This is a genomic window from Leifsonia sp. Root4, from assembly GCF_001425085.1.
In the GTDB taxonomy this organism is placed as follows: domain Bacteria; phylum Actinomycetota; class Actinomycetes; order Actinomycetales; family Microbacteriaceae; genus Microterricola.
On record NZ_LMDN01000001.1, the window covers coordinates 312,160 to 335,904 of the forward strand.

The following is a 23,745-nucleotide window of genomic DNA, read 5'->3' on the forward strand; positions in this document are numbered from 1 at the left end:
CGGTCGACAGTGCTCGCTAGTTCAGGTCGAGGATCCACCCCAGCACGTGCGGAAAGCTGAGCATGGCGGCCGCGACGAGTGCGAAGCCCGCCGTTGTCCACGCGGCCGAGCGGAGCCGAAGCCTGCGGCCGGCTTCTGCCACCTGAGTCCGCGGCCGTTCGGCGCGCGGATCCGTGTAATGCGCGGCCTGATGACCCAGTTCCGCACCGATCAGCTCCGAGAAGAGGAGCAACGCCGTGACATCGGCACGATCCGAGCGGCGGCGGAATCTGCTCGACGCGACGATGAGCCGATCTTCGATGACCTCGATGTCCCAGCGTCTGCCGTGGTCGATCAGGCAGACCATCACATCGGGCGTCAGGAGTTGGAGCGCGTCGCGCTCGTAGCCCTGCGGAACGTACACGGTGAAGTAGCGGTCGAAGTCGCCCTCGAGCGAGAGTCGCTGCGTGCCGGGCAGGAGCGAGCGCAGCGATCCGTTGCGGCGCGCATCGATCATGAGGTGCGGCAGGGCGCGCGGGAGTCGCATCTCCATGAACCGGAAGGCGTGGCGGGGCCCCTTCGGATCGCTCTTGCCACCCGCGTAGGCCGCGACGGCGATCTGCAGGGAGGGATTCGGCCCACGATCCCCTCGCCAGAGCGAGAACGTCGAGCGGAAGAGCGATGCTCGCGACGGGTCGGGTCGATGCGCGAGCCGTGCGGGTCTGCGCGGAGCGGCCGGGCCCCGCCCCTCGGCGAAGAGGATCCCCAGCCGATCGGGTGCGAATCCGTTGCGAGAGTAGAGCAGCCCGCGTTCCGCGGCGAACCGGGCGATGGCGATCCCCCGCCGTGTGTCGAAGGGCAAGGAGAGCAGCACGAGGCTCCAGATCCACAAGCCGATCGCCACCCACAACGCAGCGACGATGGCGAGCCCGCCCATCCAGTCGATCCAGTCAGGCAGCACGATCGCGAAGGGGAGCTCCATCGTGAGGCTGGAGGCGAGGACTGTGACGAGCACAGCAGGCATCAGGAGGAGCGCGCCCTGCACGGCGGAGCGGAAAACGCGTGGATCCTCCTCGCGCACCTCCCGCCACGTCACGGTGGCCGGCCACTCCGAGCGGAACTGCGCGAGCCGGGATGCCGGGTCCTGCGCGCGTTCCGTGTCGTTCACGATGTCAGGCTAGCGCAGCCCCACGCGCGGAGCGCTCAGGGGCACCGGGAACGAAAAAGTCCCGGCCTCTTTCGAGACCGGGACTTTCAGTTGCGACGAGCGCATCTGTTGCGGGGACAGGATTTGAACCTGCGACCTCTGGGTTATGAGCCCAGCGAGCTACCGAACTGCTCCACCCCGCGCTACAAGATCAATACTACCTGACGTTTGGGTGAACACAGACCACTCGGCGCACGTCGGCGCATCGGCCGTCACCCGGCGGGGCCCGGGGGCGCGCCGGTGCCGGTCGCGTGACCGGAAGCGGACGCCGAGCCGCGGTGCCCGGCCTCCGCCTTGCGCTTCTTCCGCTCGGCCTTCTCCTGGGCGTCGAATTGGGCCATGATCACCTTCGTCTCGTCGAGCTCGCCGATCATGGGTCGGATCCAGCTCATCGCGGGGTTCGAGTCAACGAGGATCAGGCGCACGAGCAACGTCAGCGGGATCGCGAGAATGGCGCCGATGGGCCCGATGACGACGGCCCAGAACAACACGGAGAAGAAGGTGATCGTCTGGCTGAGGCTAACGGCCTTGCCGATCACCCGCGGCTGGACGATGGATTGCACGACGGCGTTGATGACGCCGTAGACCACGATCACGACGATCACGGTCGGCCAGCCCCCGACGAGCGCGCCGAAGATGATCGGAGGGATGATCGCGATGAAGTAGCCGATGTTCGGGATGAAGGAACACACGAACGCGAGCAGGCCCCAGATGAACGCGCCGGGCACCCCGATGATGATGAGCGCAATGGCGTCAATGATTCCTTGCGCCAGGCCGAGCACCGTTGTGGCCACCATGTAACGCCGGACGTTGGCGCCGTATCCGACGAGGGTCGCGACGACAAGCGGCCGTACCGGGTACAGCTGGCGCAGCAGAGCAGGCACGAAGCCGGCATCCATCGCCATCAGCATGATCATCGTGAACACGATGACGAGGAGCGTCACCGTGCCGGTGAGTCCCCCGATCAAACCGCCGACAAACGCGAGAAGGGATGCGGGGTCGAAGCCGGCCAGGATGTCGTCCAGCTCGCCGGTGCTGATGCCGATCGACGACATCCAGGCCGCGAAGTCCTTCGCGGTCGCGACGATCTGATCACTGTAGTTGTGCAGCAGCGCCCCGAACTGGCCGAAGGCGACGAGGATCGCGTAGCCGAGAGCGAGCAGCACGGCGACGACGGCGAGGATGACCGTGCCTGTCGCGATGCCGCGCGGTACGCCGTGCCCCTGCATCCACATCCGCAGTGGGTGCACGCAGATGGTGAGCACGAGCCCCAGGAAGACCGGGGCGAAGATGCCGGCGATCGCCCCGAGACCGAACGCCGCGAGTGTCGCGCCACCGAGGCCCATCAGGATGAAGGCGTTGCGGTGCCCATCCGGAGACGCCACGACGGCGTCCGGTGTCGCGGTGTCGGCGACCGGCCCCCGGGCTGGTGCAACCTCCGCCGAGCGCTTCCTGGTCCACCTCATGATGTCTCCGATACTCGATTGACGCCGACGACAGAGCGGGGACTGCCATTCGCCGGCCCTCGCGACCACGTGCACTGCCGTGCACGCTCGACGGTAGCGATCAGCCCGGCAGTCCGAATCACGTGATCTGCGTGATGCAGGCGGGGTGAGACAGGCGGGGCGGGCTGAGAAGGCGGGCCCAGGGGCTCACCTGGCGGCCACGGGCATCCGCACATGCAAAAAGTCCCGGCCTCTTCCGAGACCGGGACTTTCTATTGCGTTGAGCGCATCTGTTGCGGGGACAGGATTTGAACCTGCGACCTCTGGGTTATGAGCCCAGCGAGCTACCGAACTGCTCCACCCCGCGCTACAAGAGATACGTTACCAAAGCTGCGCTGGGCCGTCGAATCGAGGGCCGTGTCGGCGCCGTCCCGGGCGCGCCGCACGCGGCAGCAGCCACCGGAACGCATGCAGCCGCCGGGACCCGGGCAGCCGCCAACAACACAGCCGGCCGGTGGAACGAATCCACCGGCCGGCTGTGTCGATCCCGCTCTCGCGGGGACGGGAACTACTCTCCGAGCACGGACATCAGCTGGGCCAGGGTGTCGGCGAGCTTCTTGTCGGCCGCGCCGTAGGCAGCCCAGTCGCCGTCGGCCATGGCCGCCTGCTTCTCCTTGAGCGCCTCGTTGGCGATCTCGAGCAGTGCCTTCGCCTGCGCGTCGGTCGTGCTGTCGGTGGGCGGCGTGGTCTCGCCGTCCGTCGGCGGCGTCGTCTCACCATCGGTGGGCGGCGTCGTCTCACCATCTGTCGGTGGCACCGGCTCACCGGGCGGCTGCGTTCCGCCGTCGCCGGCCTGGGCGCCGGAGTCGCCGCCGAAGAGCACGTTCAGCGCCTCGTCGAGGGTGTCTTCGAAGGCGATCTGGTCGCCGAAGCCGACGAGCACCTTCTGCAACAGCGGGAAGCTGGTTCCACCCGTGGACTGCACGTAGACGGGCTGCACGTACAACAGACCACCACCGACGGGCAGCGTCAGCAGGTTTCCGTTGCGCACCTTCGACTGGCCCTGCTTGAGCAGGTTGAGCACCTGTGAGACGGCCGGGTCGGAGTCGAAGGAGTTCTGCACCTGGCCGGGTCCGGGGATGCGGTCGTTCGGCAGCGTCAGCAGGCGGAGCTTGCCGTAGCTGTCGGCTCGCTCGCCGGTCTTGTTGCCGGCATCCGCGTCGACGGCGAGATAACCGGTGAGCACGTCGCGGGTGCTCTCGCCCTTCTGATCAGGGATGAAGGTCGAGTAGAGCGAGTACGAGGGTGCGGTCTGACCCGGCATCTGCATCGTGAGGTAGTACGGCGGCTGCAGCGTCTTGTCTTCCTTGGGAAGCGTCGGCTCCTTCGGCGTCGTCCAGGCGTCGTCGCTGGAGTAGAACGATCCGGCATCCGTCACGTGGTACTGACCCATGATCGAGCGCTGCATCTTGAACAGATCGGATGGGTAGCGCACGTGGCTCATCAGGTCGCCGGAGATGTCGCTCATCGGCTTCACCGTGGTCGGGAAGATCTTCTGCCAGGTGGAGAGCAGCGGGTCTTCGTCGTCCCAGGCGTAGAGGGTGACGGTGCCGTCGTAGGCGTCAACCGTCGCCTTGACCGAGTTGCGGACGTAGTTCACGTCGTCGAGCGCGAAGCTCTCCGCCGTGGTCTGCGCGTCGTTGATCGCCGAGCTCATGCTGAGCTTCGTCGAGTACGGGTAGTTGGCGCTCGTGGTGTAACCGTCGACGATCCAGACGATCTTGCCGTCGATCACCGAGGGGTACGGGTCGGAGTCGAGCGTCAGGTACGGCGCGACCTTCTGCACGCGGTCGAGCGGGCTCCGGTCGAAGAGGATCTGCGAGGAGTCGGTGACCGAGTCGGAGAGGAAGATCTGCTCGCTCTGGAACTTGAGCGCGAAGACCAACTTCTTGAAGAGGTTGTCGAGCTTCGGCCCGCCGTCGCCGGCGAAGCTCGTGTAGGTCTGCTCGGTCCCGTCGCCGCCGGCCGGGTAGTCAAGCTCGACCGGCTTGGCGCCCTCAGGCGCACCGACGATGGAGTACTCCGGCGAATCCTCACCGAAGTAGACGCGCGGCTCGAACTCGCCGAGCGAGCCGGTGCTCGGGATGCCGGACTCGAGGAACACCGGCTGTCCGTCGACAGAGCGCTGGTTGCCGTAGGCGGCGACCATGCCGTAACCGTGGGTGTAGACGATGGTGCGGTTCACCCAGTCGGGGGCGTCGCTCAGGCCGCTGAGGCGCAGGTCACGCACGGCGACGACGGCATCCTGAGACTTGCCGTCGATCGTGTAACGGTCGACATCCAGCTGGTCGGGGAATTGGTAGTACTGACGGAACTGCTCGAGCTGTTCGAGCGAGTCGCTGACGATCGCTGGGTCGATGATACGGATGTTCGCGGCGGTCTCCGCGTCGGCGCGCAGTGCGCCGGGCTCGGCCTCCGTCTTCGCGTTGTAAGCGATCTCCTCGACGTCGGAGAGCCCGTAGGCCTCTCGGGTGAGGTCGATGTTGCGTTGGATGTACTCGGCCTCGAGGGTCTTCGCGCTCGGGACGACCTGGAAGCGCTGCACGACCCACGGGTAGAGCGAACCGATGAGGAGGCTGGTGACGATGAGCAGCACGGTTCCGATGATCGGCAGGCGCCAGCGGCCCATGATGGCCGTGATGAGGAAGAGCAGCGCGACGACGACGGCGATGCCGGCGAGGATCGCTCGGCCGGGGATCGTTGCATTGACGTCGGTGTACCCGGCGCCGGTGATCAGGCCGTTGTCATCGGTCAGCGTCGTGTACTGGTCGAGCCAGAGGCTGGCGGCCTGGAGCAGCAGGTAGAGCGCGGCCATGATCGCGATCTGCACGCGCGCGGCCTTGGAGATGATGACCTCACGACCGCTGATGCGGATCGCGCCGTACAGGTAGGCGGTTGCGGCGGAGAGGATGAGCGCGATGAGCAGAACGGCCGACGCGAAACCGAGCACGGAGTGCAGGAACGGCAGGTCGAAGAGGTAGAAGGAGATGTCGAGCCCGAACTGCGGATCCGTCGTGCCGCTCGGTGTGCGGTTGAGCCACATGAGCGTGGTCTCCCAGCGCGAGGCGGCCGAGACACCGGCGAACAGGCCGAGAAGTGCCGGGATGCCGTACATCGCGAGCCGGCGCAGCGGCTCGATGACCTGCTGATAGCGGTCAAGCTGCGCATTGAGCTTCGCGTACACCGGGCGCGAGCGGTAGGCGATCTGAATGCTGAGCCACACGGGCAGTGCCATGCCGAGGAATCCGATGACGAACAGCACGGCGCTGGCGATCCACTGCGTCGTCAGAACGTTGAGGTAGCCGAGCTGGTCGAACCAGAGCACATCGGCGTAGAAACCCGCGAATGCGAAGAATGCCATCACGAGCCCGGCCACGATGGCCACGGTGATGGCGAGCGGCGCTCGGTTCGGGCGGGCGGGTGCGTCGGCTTCAGGGGATGTCACGGGGCCTCAATGCTCGGTGGGGTGTGTTTTCGATGACAGAGTCTCGGGGTGCTGGATCTATCCTAGGGAGCCGAAGCTGAGAGTGAGCAGGAGGGCAGCTCTGAGGTGTCCCCACCCGAGCTGACCGTCTCGATCGCGGTGAGCGCCTGGTCGAGCGTCTCCACCGCGAATACGTTCAGTCCATCCGGAACGTGCCCGACGACCTCACCGCAATTCGCCTGCGGTGCGAGGAACCATTCGGCACCCTCACCCTGTGCTCCGAACATCTTCTGCTGGATCCCGCCGATCGGCCCGACATTCCCGGCGGAGTCGATCGTTCCGGTTCCCGCCCAGTCCTCCCCCGCCGTGAGGGCGCCGGGGGTGAGCTTGTCGATGATGCCGAGCGCGAACATCATGCCGGCACTCGGCCCGCCGACGTTGTCGAGCTGAATCTGCACGTCGATGGGCAGCTCGTACTCCATGGCCACATTGACGCCGAGCACCGCGACGTCGCCGACGGTGCCAGGGACGATCTGCGCCTCGAAGCTCTCGCCGTCCCTGCTGACGGTGACGGATGCCGGGGCCTCCGTGCCGTTCTCGGCGATCGCCGTGCGGAGATCGGACACCGCGTGCACCTCGGTGCCGTTCACGGCGAGGATCTCGTCGTCGACCTCGATCTGCCCTGTCGATGCCGACTCCGGGGTGAGGGACTTGACGATGATGCGGCGCGGGAAGTCGTAGTCGAGCTCCACCAGGGCCGCGGCGATGGCATCCTGTTGCGAGTTGACCATGGCTGCCTGATTGGCCTGTTCGCGGTCCTCGGTCGAGACGTTCGGCGGGAACACCGCGTCGAGGGGAAGCACGGCCTTCTGCGGGTTGGCCCAGGCGGAAAGCACCTCGAACCAGCCCGGCCGGGTCTCGCGGTTACCCACGACCGACACCGTGAGCAGGTTCAGCTCGCCCTCGGTCGGGTAGGTGGTCTCGTCCGGGATCTCGATGAGCGGGCGCTCTTCGCCCTCGTGCTCCGCGGTGCCCAGCGTGTTGAACACGGGGCCGGGCTGCTCGATCACGTATGGCGCCGGCGCCATGCCGAGGAGGAGGCCGATGACGATCGCGACGCCGAGGAAGATCCAGCCGGTGCGCACGCGCCGGTCGCGGCGGCTGCGGGGGGCGTCGGAGCCCGTCTGGCCTTCGCTGAACAGTGCCACGGGCTTCCCTTTCATCCCTGCTGTTCGCGACAGGCGGACAGCAGAGCACCTCAGCCTAGGGCATTTCCCATCGAAGCCGCAGGATCTCGCACTAGCGTAGAAGCACGCGACTGAGAGGTGGCTGAAGTGGCCGACAACGCCCAGCCCGGTGACAATCTGAACCCCGACGACAACACGCCAGACGACGACTTCCAGAAGATGCTGCGAGACCTGCTCTCCGGCAATTTCTCCGGGGATGCCGCCTCGATCGACCCTGCGCAGCTGGCAGGCGCAGCGGGGCTCCCGAACGATCCGGCGAGCATCGCCGCACTGATGAGTCAGCTGCGGGGGGCGATGAGCAACACGGGTGATGGAATCAACTGGGACCTCGCGCTGCGCCGCGCGGAGGAGAAGGTCGCGGCCTCACAGGAGCAGGTGACGCCGGAGCAGCGGGCGCAGTTCGACCAGGCGTTCAACATCGCGGCGCTGTGGCTCGACGAGGTCATCGCGGTCAGCGAGATCACCGTGCCCCCGACGCTGATCACCCGCAGACAGTGGGTGATGCAGACGATGCCCGTGTGGACGCAGCTGGCCGAGCCGGTCGCCACGAGCATCGCGGACACCCTCACCACCGCGCTCGGCGATCAGCTGCCGGAGGAGATGCGCGCGATGCTGGCCCAGGCCACGCCGATGATGCGCTCCCTGAGCGGCACGCTCTTCGCCATGCAACTCGGTGAGGTCGTCGGCGAGCTCGCCACGGAGGTCATCTCCGGCGGAGACATCGGCATCCCCCTGCTCGCCGAGCAGCAGGCGGCTCTGCTGCCGCAGAACGTGATGGAGTTCGGCGACGACCTCGACGTCTCCGTCGACCAGGTGCAGATCTACCTGGCCGTGCGCGAACTCGCGCACGCCCGACTGTTCCGTCACGCCCGCTGGCTGCGACTGCACCTGATCAGCGCGATCACCTCCTTCGCACAGGGAATCAGCGTCGACGCGAGCAAGCTCGAGGAGCTGGCATCCGGATTCGACCCGTCGAATCCCGAGGAACTGCGCCAGGCCATGGTCGACGGCTCCCTGATCCCGCCCAAGAGCGAGGCACAGCTGGCCGCCCTCGCGCAGCTGGAGACGATGCTCGCACTGATCGAGGGCTGGGTCACGGTCGTCACGAGCGAGGCCACCCACCGTCTGCCGGGTTCCGTGTCGATCGCCGAGATGGTGCGCAGACGCCGTGCGGCCGGCGGGCCGGCCGAGTCGGCCTTCGCAACACTCGTCGGCTTGGAGCTGCGCCCGCGGCGCCAGCGCGACGCCGCGGCCATGTGGCAGGCGGTGACGGATGCCGTCGGCAACGACGCCCGCGATGCGCTCTGGGCCCACCCCGACATCCTGCCGACGGCGGCCGACCTCGACGACCCGCAGGCGCTCGTCGCCCGTGTGGTCGCGAAGGCCGCCGGTGTCGAACCGGAACCCGACGAGGTCGACCAGGCTCTCGAGGCGCTGCTGCGCGGGGACGGCCCGGAACGCCCGCAGGATCCGAACGAGCCCTCGGCCTAGACCGCCGGTTCGTTCCACCCGTTGCTTCGGTCCATCCGTTGGTTGAGCTTGTCGAAACCTGATTTCGTCACACCCGTTGGTTGAGCTTGTCGAAACCTGATTTCGTCACGTCCGTTGGTTGAGCTTGTCGAAACCTGATTTCGACACACCCGTTGGTTGAGCTTGTCGAAACCTGATTTCGACAAGCTCAATCAGCGGGCAGGGGGTGGGCTCAATCAGCGAAGGGCGTCGGCTCACAAGCTTGGGCTGTGGATAACTTTCGACGCTCCCAGCGGGAATGCGAGAGTCTTCTGCCATGACCCTGCGATTGGACCCCCGTGTTCCGGTGGTGTGGCGCACTCCGAGCTCGCTGCAGTTCGGGGTCGACCGCCCGCGGCTCGTGCTCGACGATCTCGGCTCGCTCGATGAGCTGCTGATCTCCGCGCTCCGCGGCGGCGCCCCGAGGGAGCGCCTGCTCAGTCTGGCGCGGAAGGCCGGCGGCGATGCCGCGCACGTGCGCGCCCTGCTGGCCACGCTCGATGCCGTGCTGCTGCCAAGCACGACGGTGTCCACGCGCACGCGCGGACACGTCCTCGTCGACGGGGTCGGGCCGTGTGCCGACGCCATGCTGGCGGAACTGGAACGCGCCGGAGTCGCCACCTCTTCCGGCCCGGATGCCGCGAAAGGCGACCCCGCCCTCGTGATCCTGATCGCGCACTACGCCCTGCCGCCGCGCCGCTACGGGCACTGGCTGCGCTCGGATGTGCCGCACCTGCCGATCGTCTTCGGCGACAGCGGGGTGCGCATCGGCCCGCTCGTGCTTCCGGGGGTCGGGCCGTGCCTGTTCTGCATCGACCTCGAACACACCGATCGGGATCCGGCGTGGCCGGCACTGGCCAGTCAGCTCGTCGACCGAACGGCTCCGGGCGAGACGGAGCAGACGGCGCGGCTCGCGGCGACCCTCTGTGCCGAGTTGGTCAGCGCGCAGCTGGCCGGCACACGTGCGGCCGTCGAGCGCTGGTCAACGGCATCCGTTCACATCGGGGTCGACGCCTGGATCAGCTGCGATCGGCACGCGCCGCACCAGGATTGCGGCTGTCGGGCGTTGCAAGACGCTCCATCTCGGCCAGAAAACGCGAGCGCTCCCGCGGTGCGCGCTGACCGGCGCCCATCGCGCCCCAGCTCAGCGCGAGTCGTTGCTTTGCCCGGGTGATGCCCACGTAGAGCAACCGGCGCTCCTCGTCGATCTGCTCCGGGCTCTGGGCATAGCTGATGGGCACGAGGCCCTCGCTCACGCCGACGACGAAGACGTTCTCCCACTCGAGGCCCTTGGCCGAGTGCAGCGTGGCCAGGGTGACGGCCGCGACCGTCGGCTCGTGCTGGCTGGCCTGGCGTTCCATCAGCTCGTCGGTGAAGGCGCGGAAGGTGGTACCCGGCGCCGCGAGGTCGACGAGGCCCATGAGCGCGTTGAGCGACTCCCAGCGCTCGCGCACCGCACCCCGCGTCTCCGGCGCGCTCTGGCTCCAGCCGAGGCCGCGCAACACGTCGCTCACGGACTTGAACAGCGGCTCCCCCGAGATCGACACGGAGGCGGCGCGGAGCGACATGACGGCCTGCTTCACCTCCGGCAGATCGAAGAAACGCTTGGACCCGCGAATCTGATAGCTGATCCCTGCCTCACCGAGCGCCGTCTCGAGCGCGGCGGCCTGCACATTGATGCGGTAGAGCACGGCGATGTCCTGCGGGGCCTGACCGGCGGCGATGAGGTCGAGGATCTTCTGCGCGACGGCGCGGGCCTCCGCGATGTCGCTCGGGTGCGCGCTCAAGGTGATCGGCGTCTTCGCCGTGGACTCGCCCTGCGCCGCGTGCAGCATGAGCGCGCCCGGCCGCCCGCGCATCAGCCGGTTGGCGGTCTCGATGATCGGCGGGCTCGAGCGGTAGTTCTGTTCGAGGCGCACGACGGTGGCGTTCGGATGCCGCTTCGGGAAGTCGAGCAGGTAGTCGGCGCGGGCTCCCGCGAAGGAGTAGATCGTCTGGCTGGCATCACCGACGACGCAGAGTTCGTTCCGCTCCCCCACCCAGAGGTTCAGCAGCTGGTGCTGCAGCGGCGAGACGTCCTGGAACTCGTCGACGACGAAGAAGCGGTACTGCTCGTGCACCTGCATCGCGACCGACGGCTCCTGCTCGATCATGCCGGCCATGCTCAGCAGCACGTCTTCGAAGTCGAGCTGGCGGCGCTCATCCTTGAGCGTCTCGTAGCCCTGCTGCAGTTCGACGGCCTGCTCGGCGTTGAGCCGGCCGGGCAGCCCCCGGGTGGCGAGGGATGCCGCGTAGGCGTCGAAGCTGAGGCCGGAGACCTTGCGCCACTCGATCTCACCGGCGACATCACGCAGCGTCGCGGTGTCGAGCTTGAGCTTGAGCCGCTCCGCGACGTGGCCGAGCAGACGGGCCTTGCCGTCGAGGATGCTCGGCGTCGCCCCACCGACCACCTGCGGCCAGAAGAAGTTCAGCTGCGAGAGTGCGGCGGAGTGGAAGGTGCGGGCGGCGACGCCGGAGGCGCCGAGTTCACGCAGCCGGCCGCGCAGCTCTGCCGCCGCGCGCGTGGTGAAGGTGAGCGCCATCACCCGGCTCGGCGTGTACGCGCCGGTGGCGACGCCGTAGGCGATGCGGTGGGTGATGGCCCTGGTCTTGCCGGTCCCGGCACCGGCGAGCATGCAGACGGGGCCGACGAGCGCCTCGGCGGCGACACGTTGTTGCTCGTCGAGGCCGGCGAGCAGGGCATCCGCTGTGGGAATCACGCGTCGGCACCGAGCCAGTCGCTGATGATGGCCCCGGCGATCGAGATGGGGCCAGGCAGCAGGATGTCGCCGCCGGCGGCGCGGAGCTCCTCGCGGCTGAACCAGCGCAACTCGAGGATCTCCTCGCCGTCCGGGATCGTTCCCTGCGGCGCCTGCCCGGCGGCGAGCGTCGCCGAGAATCCCACCATGAGCGAGGCGGGGAACGGCCACGGCTGGGAGCCGAGGTATCGCGGATCCGCGACGCGCAGCCCGGATTCCTCGAACACCTCGCGCAGCACGGCCGCCTCGAGCGACTCCCCCGGTTCGACGAAGCCCGCCAGCAGCGAAAAGCGGTTGATCTCCCACAGCGCGTTGGAACCGAGCAGCAGCCGGTCGTCGGCGTCGGTGATGCGCACGATGACCGCGGCGTCGGTGCGGGGGAATATCTGGAGGTTCTCGACGGGGCAGCGCCGCACCCAGCCGGACTGCTCGACCAGCGTCGCCGCACCGCAGCGCGGGCAGAAGCCGTGGGAGTCGTGCCAATTCGCCACGGAGAGCGCCTCGGTGAACAGGGCGTTGTCTGAGTCGCCGAGCACGGGGGCGAGTGCGCGCAGCCCCGCCCAGCGCAGCTGCTCCGGCTGCAGCGCCTCTGCCTGTTCCCGGCTGAGCAGCGCGGCGAGCAGCGGGCGCTGCTCCGCATCGCCCGCGGTGCCGCGGCCGAGGTAGAGCCAGGTCGCGGCATCCGGAAGCTCGTCGGGGAGCAGCCACTCCAGGGCCGGTGCTGAGCCCTCGAACTGCTGGGCGCGGAGGGCGCTGCCGGCGCTGAGAGCGAGCACCCGTGTCGCGGGGTCCGCCCGCAGCCGGGTGATGAGCCCGGTGTCGCCGCGGGCCACGGCATCACGGTCGAGCTCATGCCGGGCGAGTGGCAGTGCGTCAAGCAACACGGCGTGATCCTTCCGGAATGGTTTCGAGCGGTGGACGGCCGGCCGGAGCGACCGAATGCCGGCGTGATTGCACGCCGCAGTTGCTTCAGAGGCGTGGCGCACAGACGCACGGGCCCGATCTCGACCTAACCTAGTTGGCATGGCCAGATCCCCTCTCACTTTAGCTGCGTTGGCCACTTCGGCCGTGCCCGAGCTCGACGTGGTTGCCACGCGCAATCACTCTCGTCTGCTGCACGGAGATTTCGACGCTGCAGTTCTGCTCACGCGCGACGGCGATGAACTGATCGTGCGCATCCCGCGCAACCAGGCCGCGGAGTCCGAGCAGTCGGCCGACCTCGTCGCCCTGCGCGCCCTGAGCGCCGGCGTGCGCAGCCGGCTGCCCTTCGCGGTTCCGGAATTCGTCGGGCAGGCACCGGCCGGCGGCACCCGGGCCATCGTCTACATCTTCCTGCCGGGCACCACGGCCGAGACGTCCCAGATTGAGCACAACGCCGAGCTCGCGGCATCCATCGGTCGTTCGATTGCCGCAGTGCACTCGCTGCCGACCTCGTTCATCGGTGATGCCGGACTCCCGCAGCAGAGCGCGGAGGAATCGCGTGCAGCGACGATCGCCCTGGTCGGGCGCGCGGCCGACACCGGCAAGCTGCCCGCCGCACTGCTTCGCCGCTGGGAACAGGCAACCGACGATTCGGCGCTCTGGCAGTTCGCCCCCTCGGTGATCCACGGCAAGCTGAGCGCGGAATCCTTCCTGATCGATGGCGACAGCGTCACCGCGGTGCTGGGCTGGTCGGAGCTGCGCGTCGGCGATGCCGCCCGCGACCTGCACTGGATCCTCGCGACACCGGGCGAGGCCGGAGAGACGACCCTGGCGGCGTACACGGCAGCGCAGAGCGGCGGCATCGACAGGATGCTCACCCAGCGCGCGATGCTCTACGCCGAACTCGAGCTGGCACGCTGGCTGTTGCACGGCGTCGAGAGCCACAATGCGGACATCGTCGACGATGCCGTGCACATGCTCGACGCGCTCGTGGAGACCGTGCACAGCCACACCATGAACCAGCTCTCGCCCACGACCGGGCCGATCCTGGCCGTCGACGACGTCGAGCAGCTGCTGACTCAGACCCCGCGCTCGCAGGGCGCCGCGGCGCCCAGGGAGAGCTCTGGAGCGATGCACACCGACAGCTACGACCAGTCGGAGTTCGAGCTCGATGCCGGGGACGATGCGGCCCAGATCGCCGACACCGCGGGTGCCAGCGTGAGCGCCGATCGCGACGGCACGACGATCATCGAGCGTCGCCCGCACCAGCAGAGCGCCGCCGACGACGTCGCCACCGGCCCGATCGAGCTGCCCGGGCGGTAGCCAGGGCGCTGGCGGGGGCGTCTGGCCTCAGTCGGTGACGGAGGCCCAGAGCGCGAGCAGCTCTGCCTCGTCGGCGAGATGGTCCGGCGCGATCACCGTGTCGTCGGCGACGAAGTAGAAGACGGCGTCGATAAGCTCGGCAGGCACGCCCTTCCAGCGCGCATAGGCGAGCCGGTACAGGGCGAGCTGGGTCTGCTTGAGTGCGAGATCAGCGGCGTCCTTGGGGGCCTTGCCCGTCTTCCAGTCGACGATCTGGTAGCCGTGCTCCGTGCGGTAGACGGCATCCAGTTTGCAGATGAACACCTGCTCGTCCAGCACCAGGTGGATCTCGACCTCGACGTCTTCCGGCGCGAGATCGGCCCACGGCGACGCCTCGAATGTGGCGCGGAGCCTCGCGAACTGCTCGGCCTCCGCTCCCTCGCCGCCGAAGCTGTCCGTGTCCTGCTGCTCGAGCTCGAACATGCCGGCGTCGATGAGGTCCCCGGATGCCGCGGCCCCTGAGCGCTGCTCCACCCAGCTGTGGAACAGCGTGCCGAGGCGGGTCGCCCGGTATGGGCGCTGCGGCATCGGGCGCCGCAGCTGCTCGGCGACATCGGCTGGGGCGTCGATGAAATCCTTGAACCGCGATGCCGGGATGCGCGTCGGCAGCGCGAGGGCTGCCCTCCCCCGCATCCGGCGCCTGCGCTCCTCCAGGAGCGCGTCGATCTCGGCACGCATCCGCTCGGGGATGGGGGCACCGACCCCGCTCTCCATGGCGGCGCTCGTGAGCTCCGCCGCGCGCATGACGGCGCCCTGGCGCACACCGAGCGGCTGCAACGGCCAGAGTGCGCGCTCCCTGGTCTCGCTGCGCGGGTTCTCCTCCTCGGCGGGCGCAGATGGCAGCACGGCCGGGTCGATCAGGCCGGCGACGGCCAGCTCGCGCAGGTAGGGGCTCGGCCCGCGCGGTGCCTTCTGGTTCCACCACCACGAGCCGCTGAGCAGCAGATCGGATTTGGTGCGGGTGACGGCAACGTAGGCCAGCCGGCGTTGCTCCGCGGCGTAGTGCTCGCCGTTCTGCGCCTTGAAGTCGGTGACGGCCTCGTCGAACTGGAACTGGTCGTGCACGCCGCGCCATGCGAGCTCCGGCAGCTCGGCCGCGTCGCCCTTGAACTCGAACGGCAGCTCGGCGAAGGCCAACCAGCCTGCGGTGCTGCGCGGTTTGCCCGGCAGCTCGTCGTGCACGAGGCGCGGAACGGCGACGACGTCCCACTCCAGTCCCTTCGAGCCGTGGATGGTGAGGATCTGCACGGTTCCGGGTTCCGGCTCCTCCTGCCGCGGCGCGAGGCGGTCGCGCTGCTCCGCCTCCTCCAGCCAGCCGAGGAATGCGCCGAGCGAGCTCTGCTCGCTGGCGGCCAGGAAGCCGCTGACCAGCTCATCGAAGGCCTCGAGGCTGGGCGCGCCGAGCGGGCGGATGCCGTTGGCGGCGACCTCGATGTCAAGCAACAGCTCCTGCTGCACGAGGGTGACGAGGTCGAGCAGCTCCAGGCCGGCGCGGCGGCGGAGCGCGATGAGCTGTTCGCCGGCCTGCTTCAGCCGCGTCAGGCCCAGCTCGCTGAAACCGGTGACGAGGCCGTGGCCGTCCCTGGCGCTGACCAGGAAGTCGAGTGCGTCCACGATCGAGCGGCCCTCGTCGGCCGAGACGCTGCCGCGCAACCGTGCTCGCACCTCATCGCTCAGCTTGGCCAGCTTGTGGTCGCGGGAGGCGAGCTCGCCGGCCAGCCGGCCGAGCGCGTGCAGGTCCTTCGCGCCGATGTTCCACCTGGCCCCGGCGAGCACGCGCAGCAGCTCCGAGCCGCGGCTCGGGTCGTGCAGCACCCGGAGCGCCGAGACGAGGTCGACGATCACGGGCTGGTCGAGCAGCCCGGCGAGACCCAGCACGTGGTACGGGACGCCGCGGGCCCGCAGCGCGTCGGTGAACACGTCGATCTTGCCGAGACTGCGACAGAGCATCGCCGCAGAGCGTCTCTTCGGCTGCGCGCCGTCGCCGGCATCCGCCTGCCGCGCCCCGGACCCGAGCCGCGCGGCGAACCAGTCGGCGACGGCCGCCGCCTCGTCTTCCACGGTCTCCTGGAACGTCACGTCGAGCAGGCCGTCTCCGGCGAAGCCCGGCGCAGACAACGGCGACTTCGGCGGGGTGTCCGCAACCTGCAACGTGAAGGGGCGGACGATCTCGTTGGCGGCCGCCAGCACGGTGCGGGGGTTCCTCCAGCTGATCGAGAGCTCGAAGCGCTCGGCCTCGGCCGCGCGTGCACCACCGAGCTCCGGGCCGCGGAAGTCGGGGGCGAAGCGCGCGAGGTTGGCCGCGCTCGCACCGCGCCAGCCGTAGATCGATTGATCGGGGTCGCCGACCGCCATCACGCCGTGCCCGGCGAAGAGCGCGGCCAGCAGCCGCGTCTGCACGACGGAGGTGTCCTGGTATTCGTCGAGCAGCACGGCCTGGTAGCGCTCACGATAGTTGGCGACGACGGTCGGGTTGCGGTGGCAGACCTCAAGGGCGAGTGCGACCTGGTCGGAGAACTCGACGTAGCCGCGGCGGCGTTTCTCTGCCTGGAATCGCTCGGCCAGATCGAGCAGCGGCGGCAACGAACCGACGGCCTCCAGCGCGGAGGTGAAGCTCGTGTACGGGGTCTTCTTGCGCCCCGTTCCGCCGATCGGTAGATCGGCCATGCCGAGGAACTCGCGGGTCATCGCGTGCACATCGCGCACATCGACGACGTTCTCGGCGAGCGCCCTGCTGAGTCCGAGCACGGCCCCGGTGACGGCGTCGAGGCGTTTGTCCATCTCGACGAGGCGGGGGTCTGCCGTGTCGCTGACGACCTGCCTGGCGAGCTGCCAGGCGGAGGCCTCCCCGAGCACGACGGCATCGGGCTCGCGCCCGATCAGCATGGCGTTCTCGCGGTAGATGGCGCTGGCGAAGGAGTTGTAGGTCGAGACGGATGCCGACTCGAAGATGTCGAACTCGACGTCGGCGATCCCGGCCTTCACGAGCTGTTCGACGCGTTCCCGGATGCGCACGGCCAGTTCCCCTGCGGCCTTGCGGGTGAAGGTGAGCCCGAGCACCTCTGGCACGGCGGCGTGGCCGTTGGCGAGCAGCCAGACCACCCGGTTCGCCATCGTCTCGGTCTTGCCGCTGCCCGCACCGGCCACGACGATGGCCTGGCCGCCCGGCGCGGCCTCGATCACGGCGATCTGCTCCGGCGTCGGCGGTGGCAGCTCGAGCGCGGCGGCGAGCGCGGCGGCCCCGATCGGCTGCGGTGCGGGCACGAGGGCGAGAATGGGCCCGGTGTCGAGGCTGGGCGCCGTGCCAGCCGACTCGAAGACGCTCATGCCGACACCGCTGGGACCAGGTGGATGCGGTACTCCCAGCGGGCGAGCGGGTCGTTGAAGTCCAGCTGCGCCGGGCCCTCGAACTGTGCGCCGGAGATGGCGGCGGCCACCCCGCGCAGGCGTTCGCGGAACGCCTCCAGCGCCTCGTCGTCCATCGGCTGCTGGGTCCTCTCGCTGTAACTCTTGCCGCGCACGCCGCTGGCGACGAAGACGAGCTTCGCGCCGCCGGCCACCGCGTCTTCAGCGGGGATCGCGCCGCTGGCGAATCCGAGCTGGTAGGCGGCCAGCTGCGGGTGTTCTGGCATGCTCGTCTGGGTCGGCATCCGCGAGCCCGTCTTGAGGTCGACGATCACCGTCGTGCCGTCGGCGGAGCGCTCGACCCTGTCCACGCTGCCGCGCAGGGTGACGTGGTCGAACTCCACGGTGAAGTTGCCCTCCGCCTGCAGCAGCGTCTTGCTGTCGTCGGCGAAATCGCCGAGGTACTCGCTCAGTCCGCCGAGCAGCCGCACCGCGCCCCGCTTCTCGCGCTCGGCGAGCCACGGCGCATCGAAGCGCAGCTCCTTCCAGCGCTCGGCGACCTCCGCCCAGAGCCCGTCCACGCTGAGGTCGGCGTCGTCGCGGGTGCTCGCCGTCTCCATTACGGCGTGCACGATCGTCCCGATCGATGCTGCGAGCCCTCCCGGGCTGGCGGCGACCGTATCGACGAACCACGCCACGGCCGATTTCTCGGCCTTCTCGATCTGTGACGGCGACACCGAGACCGTGGCGCCCTCCGCATCGAGATCGACGAGCGGTTCGCTCGTCGACGGCTCGCGCAGCCCGTACCAGCTCTCCGGGTCCGCGCCGGGAACCTGCTCGCTGGCCAGCAGGGCGAGGGCGGATGCCGCGGCCGGCGTCCCGCGCTCCACGAGCTCGCGGCGCAGCGTTCCGACGAGACCGCGCAGGTGCAGCGGGCGGCCACGGTGCAGCGGGCTCAGCTCGGGAACGAACGCCATGAAGGTGCTCGCCTGCTCGTCGTCGTTGCTCGTGCAGCTGAGCACGAGTTGCCGGTGCGCGCGGGAGGCGGCAAGTGCGAACATGCGCAGCTCGTCACTGCGCACGGCGGCGCGGTCGTCGGCGTGGCGGGGTGCGGCATCCGCCCCGGCATCGACGCCCCGCGGAGCGGAGAGCCCGGCGAGTTCCTCGACGAGCTCCGGGTGCAGCAGCGATCCGCGCGGCTTCAGGTTCGGCCAGACGCCCTCCTGCAGCCCGGCGAGCACGACGACGTCGAAGTCCTGGCCGACGACGGCGGCCGGTGTGCAGATGAGCACGGCCTCCCCCTCTGCCTGCGGTGCCAGGGAGTCCTCTGGCAGGTCGCTCGCCAACACATCGGCGATGAACTGGGCGGCCGGCAGCTCCGGGCTCCGCTCCACGAAGCGCTGCGCCGCGGCAAAGAGCGCGACGGCGCCGTCGAGGGCGCGGTTGGCCTCATCGGCGAGCACTCCGGTGCCGCGCGCCTGCTTGCCCCACTCCTTCGCGAGGCCGGCCCCCTGCCAGAGCTGCCAGAGCACCTCCTCGATCGATCCGCCATCACGGGCGATGCGCGTCGCCTCGGCCAGGTTCGCCGAGGCGCGAGCCGCCCTGGCCGCCGGCCCGGAGTCGATCGTCGCGAAGCCGCCAGGCACGCTCATCGCCTCAACGAGCAGCTCGTCGCTCGTGCGGTTTCCGTCGCCGGCGAGCTCCTGTTGGCGCAGCGCCAGCCGGAGTCGTCGCAGCCCGATGGCGTCGAGGCGCCCGAGCGGCCCGGTGAGGATCTCGACGACGCGCTCGGCGCTGAGGCTGTCTGAGCCGACGGCGACGGCGGCAGCGGCGAGCAGCTGGGCGGCCGCCTGGTCGTCGCGCAGTGCCCGCCTGGCCGTGGCGTTGCGGGTCGGCACGTCGCTCAGTGCGAGGCCGCGCTCAAGTCCGGCGATGTCGCCGCCCGAGCGCACGACGACCGCCATGCGCGACCATGGCATGCCGCGCAGCAGGTGGTGCTCGCGCAGCAGTCTGGCCAGCTCTCCACTCTCTGCTGCGTGCGACGGCGCCTCGATCCGCACGGTCGCGGGGAAGTCGTGTGCGGCATCATGCTCCAGATCGGCCAGCGCCGGGGCGAGTTCTGCCCGCCGCTGGACACCCGCGAGCGCCGTGCCGATGTGGCCGACGACGGAGCCGATCATGGCACGCAGTTCCGGACGGCCGCGGTACACGGTGGAGAGCAGGAGGCGCCGTGCCGCAGGCACGCCGAGGGCTGCGCCGAGACGGCCGAGGATCTCCGAGCGCGCACCGCGGAACGCGGTGCTCGCGACATCCGGATCGCCGAAGGCCACGACGGCGACGCCGCGGCCCGCGAAGGCCCGCAGCAGCGCGATGGTCGATCCGGTGGCGTCCTGTGCATCATCGATCGCGATCAGTCGCAGCCCGGCCAGCGCGCCGAGCGTTGCGGCTCCTGCCTGCCCGGCTTCGGCGTTGGCGACGCGCACGGCGGCTTCGCTCGAGAGCTCGGCCGAGTCGTACTGCCCGGGACGCGCCTGCTCTTTGTTGTCGGAGTAGGCGTCGAGGAACTCGGCCGCGGCGACCCACTCCGGGAGCCCGTGCGCCCGGCCGAGCTCGGCCAGCCGCGCCACCGACACGCCGTACTCGGCCGCGCGCATGCTGAGCTCACGCAGTTCGGTGCGGAAGCCGCGCATCTGGCGCACCTCCTCGCCGAGGGGGTGCGGCCACTCCGGCCCACTCTGGTCTTCGATGTCGCCGAGCAGCAGCTCGGCGATGATGGCGTCCTGCTCTCCGCCGGTGAGCAGGGTCACGGGCTGGGCGGATGCCGCCCGCACAATCTGGAACGCGACCGAGTTCGCCGTGCGCGCGATCGGCCCGCTGCTCGGAACGCCGAGCCGCACCGCCAGCCGGTCGCGCAGCCGGGTGGCGCTGACACGGTTGGGCGCGATCACGAGCACCTCTTCTGGCGCGAAACCCTGGCTGAGCACCCGATCGGCGACGAGCTCGACGAGGCTGAGGGTCTTGCCGCTGCCCGGAGCGCCAAGCACAGCGGCGGTGGCATCGAGCGGGAGCTCGAGCACGGCACGCTGCGAGGCGTCGAGCCCTGTGCCATCACGACCGGCGGCGTCGACCGGGTGCCCCGCGGCTGCTCTGGGCACGAACACGCGCTCGGTCTCTGTCTGCTTGGCCACGCCACAACGCTAGCGCGGCCAACCGACACGCCCCGTCTGCCACGCGTTGCGCCAACAGTGAACGGGCGACGGCGCCACCACGATCTGCCGTACTCTGGCATCAACGCAAGGAAAGGCGCATTCGGTGGACATTCGCATTGGCATTCAGAACTCTCCCCGTGAGATCGGCTTCGAGACATCCCAGCCGGTCGCCGAGATCGAGAAGGCCGTGGCGGCCGTGCTCGCCGGCGAGGTGGGCTATCTGAAGCTCGGCGACGACAAGGGGAACACCTACATCGTTCCCGCCGCAACCTTCGCCTACATCGAGATCGGCACAGAAGAGAGCCGTCGCATCGGGTTCGTGGGCTAGCCGTGGAGCTGCTCTTCGTCGCGCTCGGCGGTGCGATCTTCGGACTCGCGGCCCGCTACGCGCTGCCGAACCGGGCCGAATACGGCGTCGCACTCGTGCCGGCTGTCGGAACGGCCGTGGCAGCAGTCGTCTGGGTCGCGCTGACCTGGCTCGGCATGCAGTGGGACAGCGGCTGGATCTGGCTGGTCACGCTCGCGGTGGCAGCGGCCGCCTCGGCGGTCACGGCGCTTCTGCTCGGGCGTGCCCGCGCGGCATCCGATGATCGTCTGCTCGCCCAGCTGAGCGCCGCCGCCGCCTAGCGGCCGCACGGGAGGACTTCACACGATCGGGAGGACGAAACGTCGAGTTTCGTCCTCCCGATCGTGCTTTCTCCTCCGAACTGGCGAGCCCTGGGGCCGCAGAGCTCGCTAGCGCGCGGTGAGCTGCTCGCGCACCTGGCGGCGCAGCACCTTGCCGATCAGTGAGCGCGGGAGCTCGTCAACCGCCACGATCTGGCGCGGCACCTTGTACGCGCTGAGCTTGCCGCGGCAGTGCTCGCGGAGCGCCGCGACGTCGAGCGAGGATCCGGCCGCGAGCACGACGGCGGCAGTGACGACCTCGCCGCCGCCCGGCGACGGCAGCCCGACGACGGCGGCATCGGCGATGGACTCGTGGGAGAGCAGCGCCTCCTCGACCTCGCTCGGCGCCACGTTGAACCCACCGGTGATGATGAGTTCCTTCATCCGATCGACGATGGTGATGAAGCCGTCGGCAGAGACCGTGACGATGTCGCCGCTGCGCAGCCACGGTGCGCCGCCGTCCGACGCAGGCAGCAGCACGGCGAGCGTCTCGTCCGGCCGGTTCCAGTAGCCGCTGAAGACCTGCGGACCGCGCAGCAGCAGCTCGCCCTCCTCGCCGACGCCCCTGTCGATGTGCGGGTTCTCCGGGTCGATGACGCGGATCTCAGTGCTCGGGAACGGCACACCGACGGTGCCGGCCCTCCGTGCGGGGCTGAACGGGTTGCCTGCGGCGACCGGAGAGCTCTCCGTCATGCCGTAGCCCTCGACCAGCTGCCCGCCCGTTGAGCGCTCCCAGCTCTCCACCGTGCTGAGCGGCAGATTCATCGCGCCCGAGATGGCGAAGCGGATGCTGCCGAGGCTCACCTTGCGCTTCTCTGCAGCCTTCGCCAGACGCTCATAGATCGGCGGAACGGCGGGCAGGAAGGTGGGCGGGCTCGTGCGCGCGGCATCCAGGACCAGGCCCTCGTCGAACTTGGGGAACAGCACGAGCCTGGCGCCCATGCTCATCGCAAAGGTCAGGCAGAGCGTGAGCCCATAGGCGTGGAACATCGGCAGCACGGCGTAGAAGACCTCCTTGCCCTGGCGCAGACCAGGCACCCAGGCCTGACCCTGCAGCGCGTTGGCGCGCAGATTCCGGTGGCTGAGGATCGCGCCCTTCGGGCTGCCCGTCGTGCCGCTCGTGTACTGCAGCACCGCGGTGTCGGCCGCGACCGGGCGCGGGTGCGACTTCTTCAGGCGGCGCGTCTCCAGCAGGTCTTCCCAGCGCAGCGCATTCTTGGCCCGAGGCTGCGCGGTCAGGGCGCCCCTGGCCTCGCGCGCCTTGCTGATCGGCAGGCGCAGCGCGATCCGCTTGAGCATGGGCATCGCGCGGGTGAGATTGACGGCGATGACGTGCTCGACGCCCATGTCGGCGGGGAAGTCGATGACCGTGTCGTGCACCTTGTCCCAGACGATCGCCACGGTCGCTCCGTGGTCCTCGAACTGGTGGCGCAGTTCACTCGGCGTGTAGAGCGGGTTGTGCTCGACGACGATCGCGCCGAGGCGCAGCACCGCGTAGAAGGCGACGATGTGCTGCGGGCAGTTGGGCAGCACGATGGCCACCCGGTCTCCGTGGCGAACGCCGAGCTTCCGCAGGCCGTTGGCCGCCCTGGCGATCTGGTCGGCCATCTCGGCGTACGTCGTCGTCTCACCGAAGAACTCCAGGGCGACGGATGCCCGGTTCGCCCGCGCGGAGGCGTCGAGCATGTCGACGAGGCTCTCCTCCGGCACGACGACGTCGGCGGGAACGCCCTGGGCGTAGGAACCGAGCCACGGGCGGCTGGAGAAGGGTGATGCGGTGGTCATGACGACCTCTCTGGAATGCGGCCGTGCGGCCGGCCGTCAGGCGGTGAGTCCGAGCCCGTCCATGCGGCGGGTGTGTGCGGCAATGAGCTCGGTGAAGACGGGTTCGATGTTGGCCTCTGCCGCGTGGTGCAGCGGCGTGCCGGGCGAGTCGACATCGGCCAGGGCGGAGCGGGCGACGAGGAGGGTGTCGCCGACCAGACGGCGTCCCCACATCGCCAGCCTGGAGGCGAGCACCGCGTCGGCGCTGATCGAGGCCCGCAGCATGGCGGCGAGATCGGCCGCGCCGGCATCCTTGGACAGGAGGATGGCGACCCGTCTGCCGACGTCGCCGCCGATGCCGCGCGCGAGCTGCTCGAAGAAGTCGCCGAGCATGCCGCCGCTGAGGTAGCACGTGAGCAGGAGCTCGTGCCAGTCGGAGCTGGTCGCCAGGGTGCGGTAGCGCTCGAGGGCATCGGCGAATGGTCGCATGTGCTCGTCGGGGTCGGCGTGGAGCGAGCGGATCTCGGCGACCAGCGCGTGCTGCGTGGCGAGCACCTGCGCCGTGGCATAGCTGATGCGCTGCTTGGTCTCGAAGCCGGGGGCCACGGCGAGCGCGCGGGCCAGGTTCTCGGCCACCTCGAGGTTCAGGGCCGCGACCTGACCGAGGAACGGCAGGAGTTGCGGCGTGTATTCGGCGAAGTCGACCTTGGTCGCCGAAGACTCACCACGGGGCTTGAGCCGCGGCAACTCCACACGGAGCTTGTTCTGCGAGAACCATGAGACCACGAGTTCAGCTTAGGGCGTGCGTG

General features: G+C 69.3%; 14 protein-coding genes and 2 tRNA genes. 4 read left to right on the forward strand and 12 right to left on the reverse strand.

Annotated elements, in window-relative coordinates; all coding sequences use genetic code 11:
* Positions 1–16 precede the first annotated feature (16 nt).
* From ASC66_RS01560 to ASC66_RS01585, 6 genes are all read right to left on the reverse strand, one after another.
* Entirely contained in the window at positions 17–1,147 is a 1,131-nt protein-coding gene (locus tag ASC66_RS01560; RefSeq protein ID WP_055833770.1) for a hypothetical protein, read from the reverse strand.
* Positions 1,148–1,255: 108 nt separating this feature from the next.
* A tRNA-Met gene (locus ASC66_RS01565) sits at positions 1,256–1,329 on the reverse strand.
* Positions 1,330–1,398: 69 nt separating this feature from the next.
* Entirely contained in the window at positions 1,399–2,652 is a 1,254-nt protein-coding gene (locus ASC66_RS01570; protein WP_082491934.1) for an AI-2E family transporter, read from the reverse strand.
* A 272-nt stretch (positions 2,653–2,924) separates the two neighbouring features.
* A tRNA-Met gene (locus ASC66_RS01575) sits at positions 2,925–2,998 on the reverse strand.
* A 201-nt stretch (positions 2,999–3,199) separates the two neighbouring features.
* Positions 3,200–6,136, reverse strand: coding sequence for a UPF0182 family membrane protein (locus ASC66_RS01580; protein ID WP_200944673.1), 2,937 nt, complete (start codon positions 6,134–6,136; stop codon positions 3,200–3,202).
* 62 nt (positions 6,137–6,198) lie between these two features.
* On the reverse strand, positions 6,199–7,323 hold the full coding sequence (locus ASC66_RS01585) for a YlbL family protein (protein ID WP_055833772.1): 1,125 nt from the start codon (positions 7,321–7,323) through the stop codon (positions 6,199–6,201).
* Positions 7,324–7,521: 198 nt separating this feature from the next.
* On the opposite strand from ASC66_RS01585, the gene ASC66_RS01590 reads away from it, so the two are divergent.
* Complete coding sequence (locus ASC66_RS01590; RefSeq protein ID WP_055836119.1) at positions 7,522–8,853, forward strand: zinc-dependent metalloprotease; 1,332 nt, start codon at positions 7,522–7,524, stop codon at positions 8,851–8,853.
* A 1,037-nt stretch (positions 8,854–9,890) separates the two neighbouring features.
* Here ASC66_RS01590 and ASC66_RS01595 read toward each other — a convergent pair.
* Both ASC66_RS01595 and nudC read right to left on the reverse strand, forming a co-directional pair.
* Positions 9,891–11,630: an ATP-dependent helicase gene (locus tag ASC66_RS01595; RefSeq protein ID WP_055833775.1), complete on the reverse strand. Its 1,740-nt coding sequence runs from the start codon at positions 11,628–11,630 to the stop codon at positions 9,891–9,893.
* Entirely contained in the window at positions 11,627–12,553 is a 927-nt protein-coding gene (gene nudC / locus ASC66_RS17995; RefSeq protein WP_353612507.1) for an NAD(+) diphosphatase, read from the reverse strand. The genes ASC66_RS01595 and nudC overlap by 4 nt, the downstream gene beginning before the upstream one ends.
* A 139-nt stretch (positions 12,554–12,692) precedes the next feature.
* Here nudC and ASC66_RS01605 point away from each other — a divergent pair, with 139 nt between their 5' ends.
* Positions 12,693–13,913 (forward strand): phosphotransferase, encoded by a 1,221-nt coding sequence (locus ASC66_RS01605; RefSeq protein WP_082491935.1) that lies wholly within the window; start codon positions 12,693–12,695, stop codon positions 13,911–13,913.
* A 27-nt stretch (positions 13,914–13,940) separates the two neighbouring features.
* Here the strand turns inward: ASC66_RS01605 and ASC66_RS01610 are convergent, their stop codons facing one another.
* Both ASC66_RS01610 and ASC66_RS01615 read right to left on the reverse strand, forming a co-directional pair.
* Positions 13,941–17,279, reverse strand: a complete 3,339-nt coding sequence (locus ASC66_RS01610) for an ATP-dependent helicase (RefSeq protein WP_082491936.1) — start codon at positions 17,277–17,279, stop codon at positions 13,941–13,943.
* Positions 17,276–20,485, reverse strand: coding sequence for an ATP-dependent DNA helicase (locus ASC66_RS01615; RefSeq protein ID WP_055833780.1), 3,210 nt, complete (start codon positions 20,483–20,485; stop codon positions 17,276–17,278). Before ASC66_RS01615 ends, ASC66_RS01610 begins: the two co-directional genes overlap by 4 nt.
* Positions 20,486–20,609: 124 nt before the next feature.
* Between ASC66_RS01615 and ASC66_RS01620 the strand changes: the two genes are divergently transcribed.
* Complete coding sequence (locus ASC66_RS01620) at positions 20,610–20,834, forward strand: DUF3107 domain-containing protein (protein WP_055833783.1); 225 nt, start codon at positions 20,610–20,612, stop codon at positions 20,832–20,834.
* 2 nt (positions 20,835–20,836) lie between these two features.
* Entirely contained in the window at positions 20,837–21,133 is a 297-nt protein-coding gene (locus ASC66_RS01625; protein WP_055833786.1) for a hypothetical protein, read from the forward strand.
* A gap of 108 nt (positions 21,134–21,241) precedes the next feature.
* Here ASC66_RS01625 and ASC66_RS01630 read toward each other — a convergent pair whose 3' ends face one another.
* Both ASC66_RS01630 and ASC66_RS01635 read right to left on the reverse strand, forming a co-directional pair.
* Positions 21,242–22,957 (reverse strand): long-chain-fatty-acid--CoA ligase, encoded by a 1,716-nt coding sequence (locus tag ASC66_RS01630; protein WP_055833788.1) that lies wholly within the window; start codon positions 22,955–22,957, stop codon positions 21,242–21,244.
* A 36-nt stretch (positions 22,958–22,993) separates the two neighbouring features.
* On the reverse strand, positions 22,994–23,722 hold the full coding sequence (locus tag ASC66_RS01635; protein ID WP_055833791.1) for a ferritin-like fold-containing protein: 729 nt from the start codon (positions 23,720–23,722) through the stop codon (positions 22,994–22,996).
* Positions 23,723–23,745: the final 23 nt, after the last annotated feature.

Bases quoted from the DNA above. Each gene is read 5' to 3' on its own strand.
- ASC66_RS01630 (WP_055833788.1), bottom strand. From the start codon at position 22,957: ATGACCACCGCATCACCCTTCTCCAGCCGCCCGTGGCTCGGTTCCTAC.
- ASC66_RS01570 (WP_082491934.1), bottom strand. From the start codon at position 2,652: ATGAGGTGGACCAGGAAGCGCTCGGCGGAGGTTGCACCAGCCCGGGGG.
- ASC66_RS01610 (WP_082491936.1), bottom strand. From the start codon at position 17,279: ATGAGCGTCTTCGAGTCGGCTGGCACGGCGCCCAGCCTCGACACCGGG.
- ASC66_RS01590 (WP_055836119.1), top strand. From the start codon at position 7,522: ATGCTGCGAGACCTGCTCTCCGGCAATTTCTCCGGGGATGCCGCCTCG.
- ASC66_RS01605 (WP_082491935.1), top strand. From the start codon at position 12,693: ATGGCCAGATCCCCTCTCACTTTAGCTGCGTTGGCCACTTCGGCCGTG.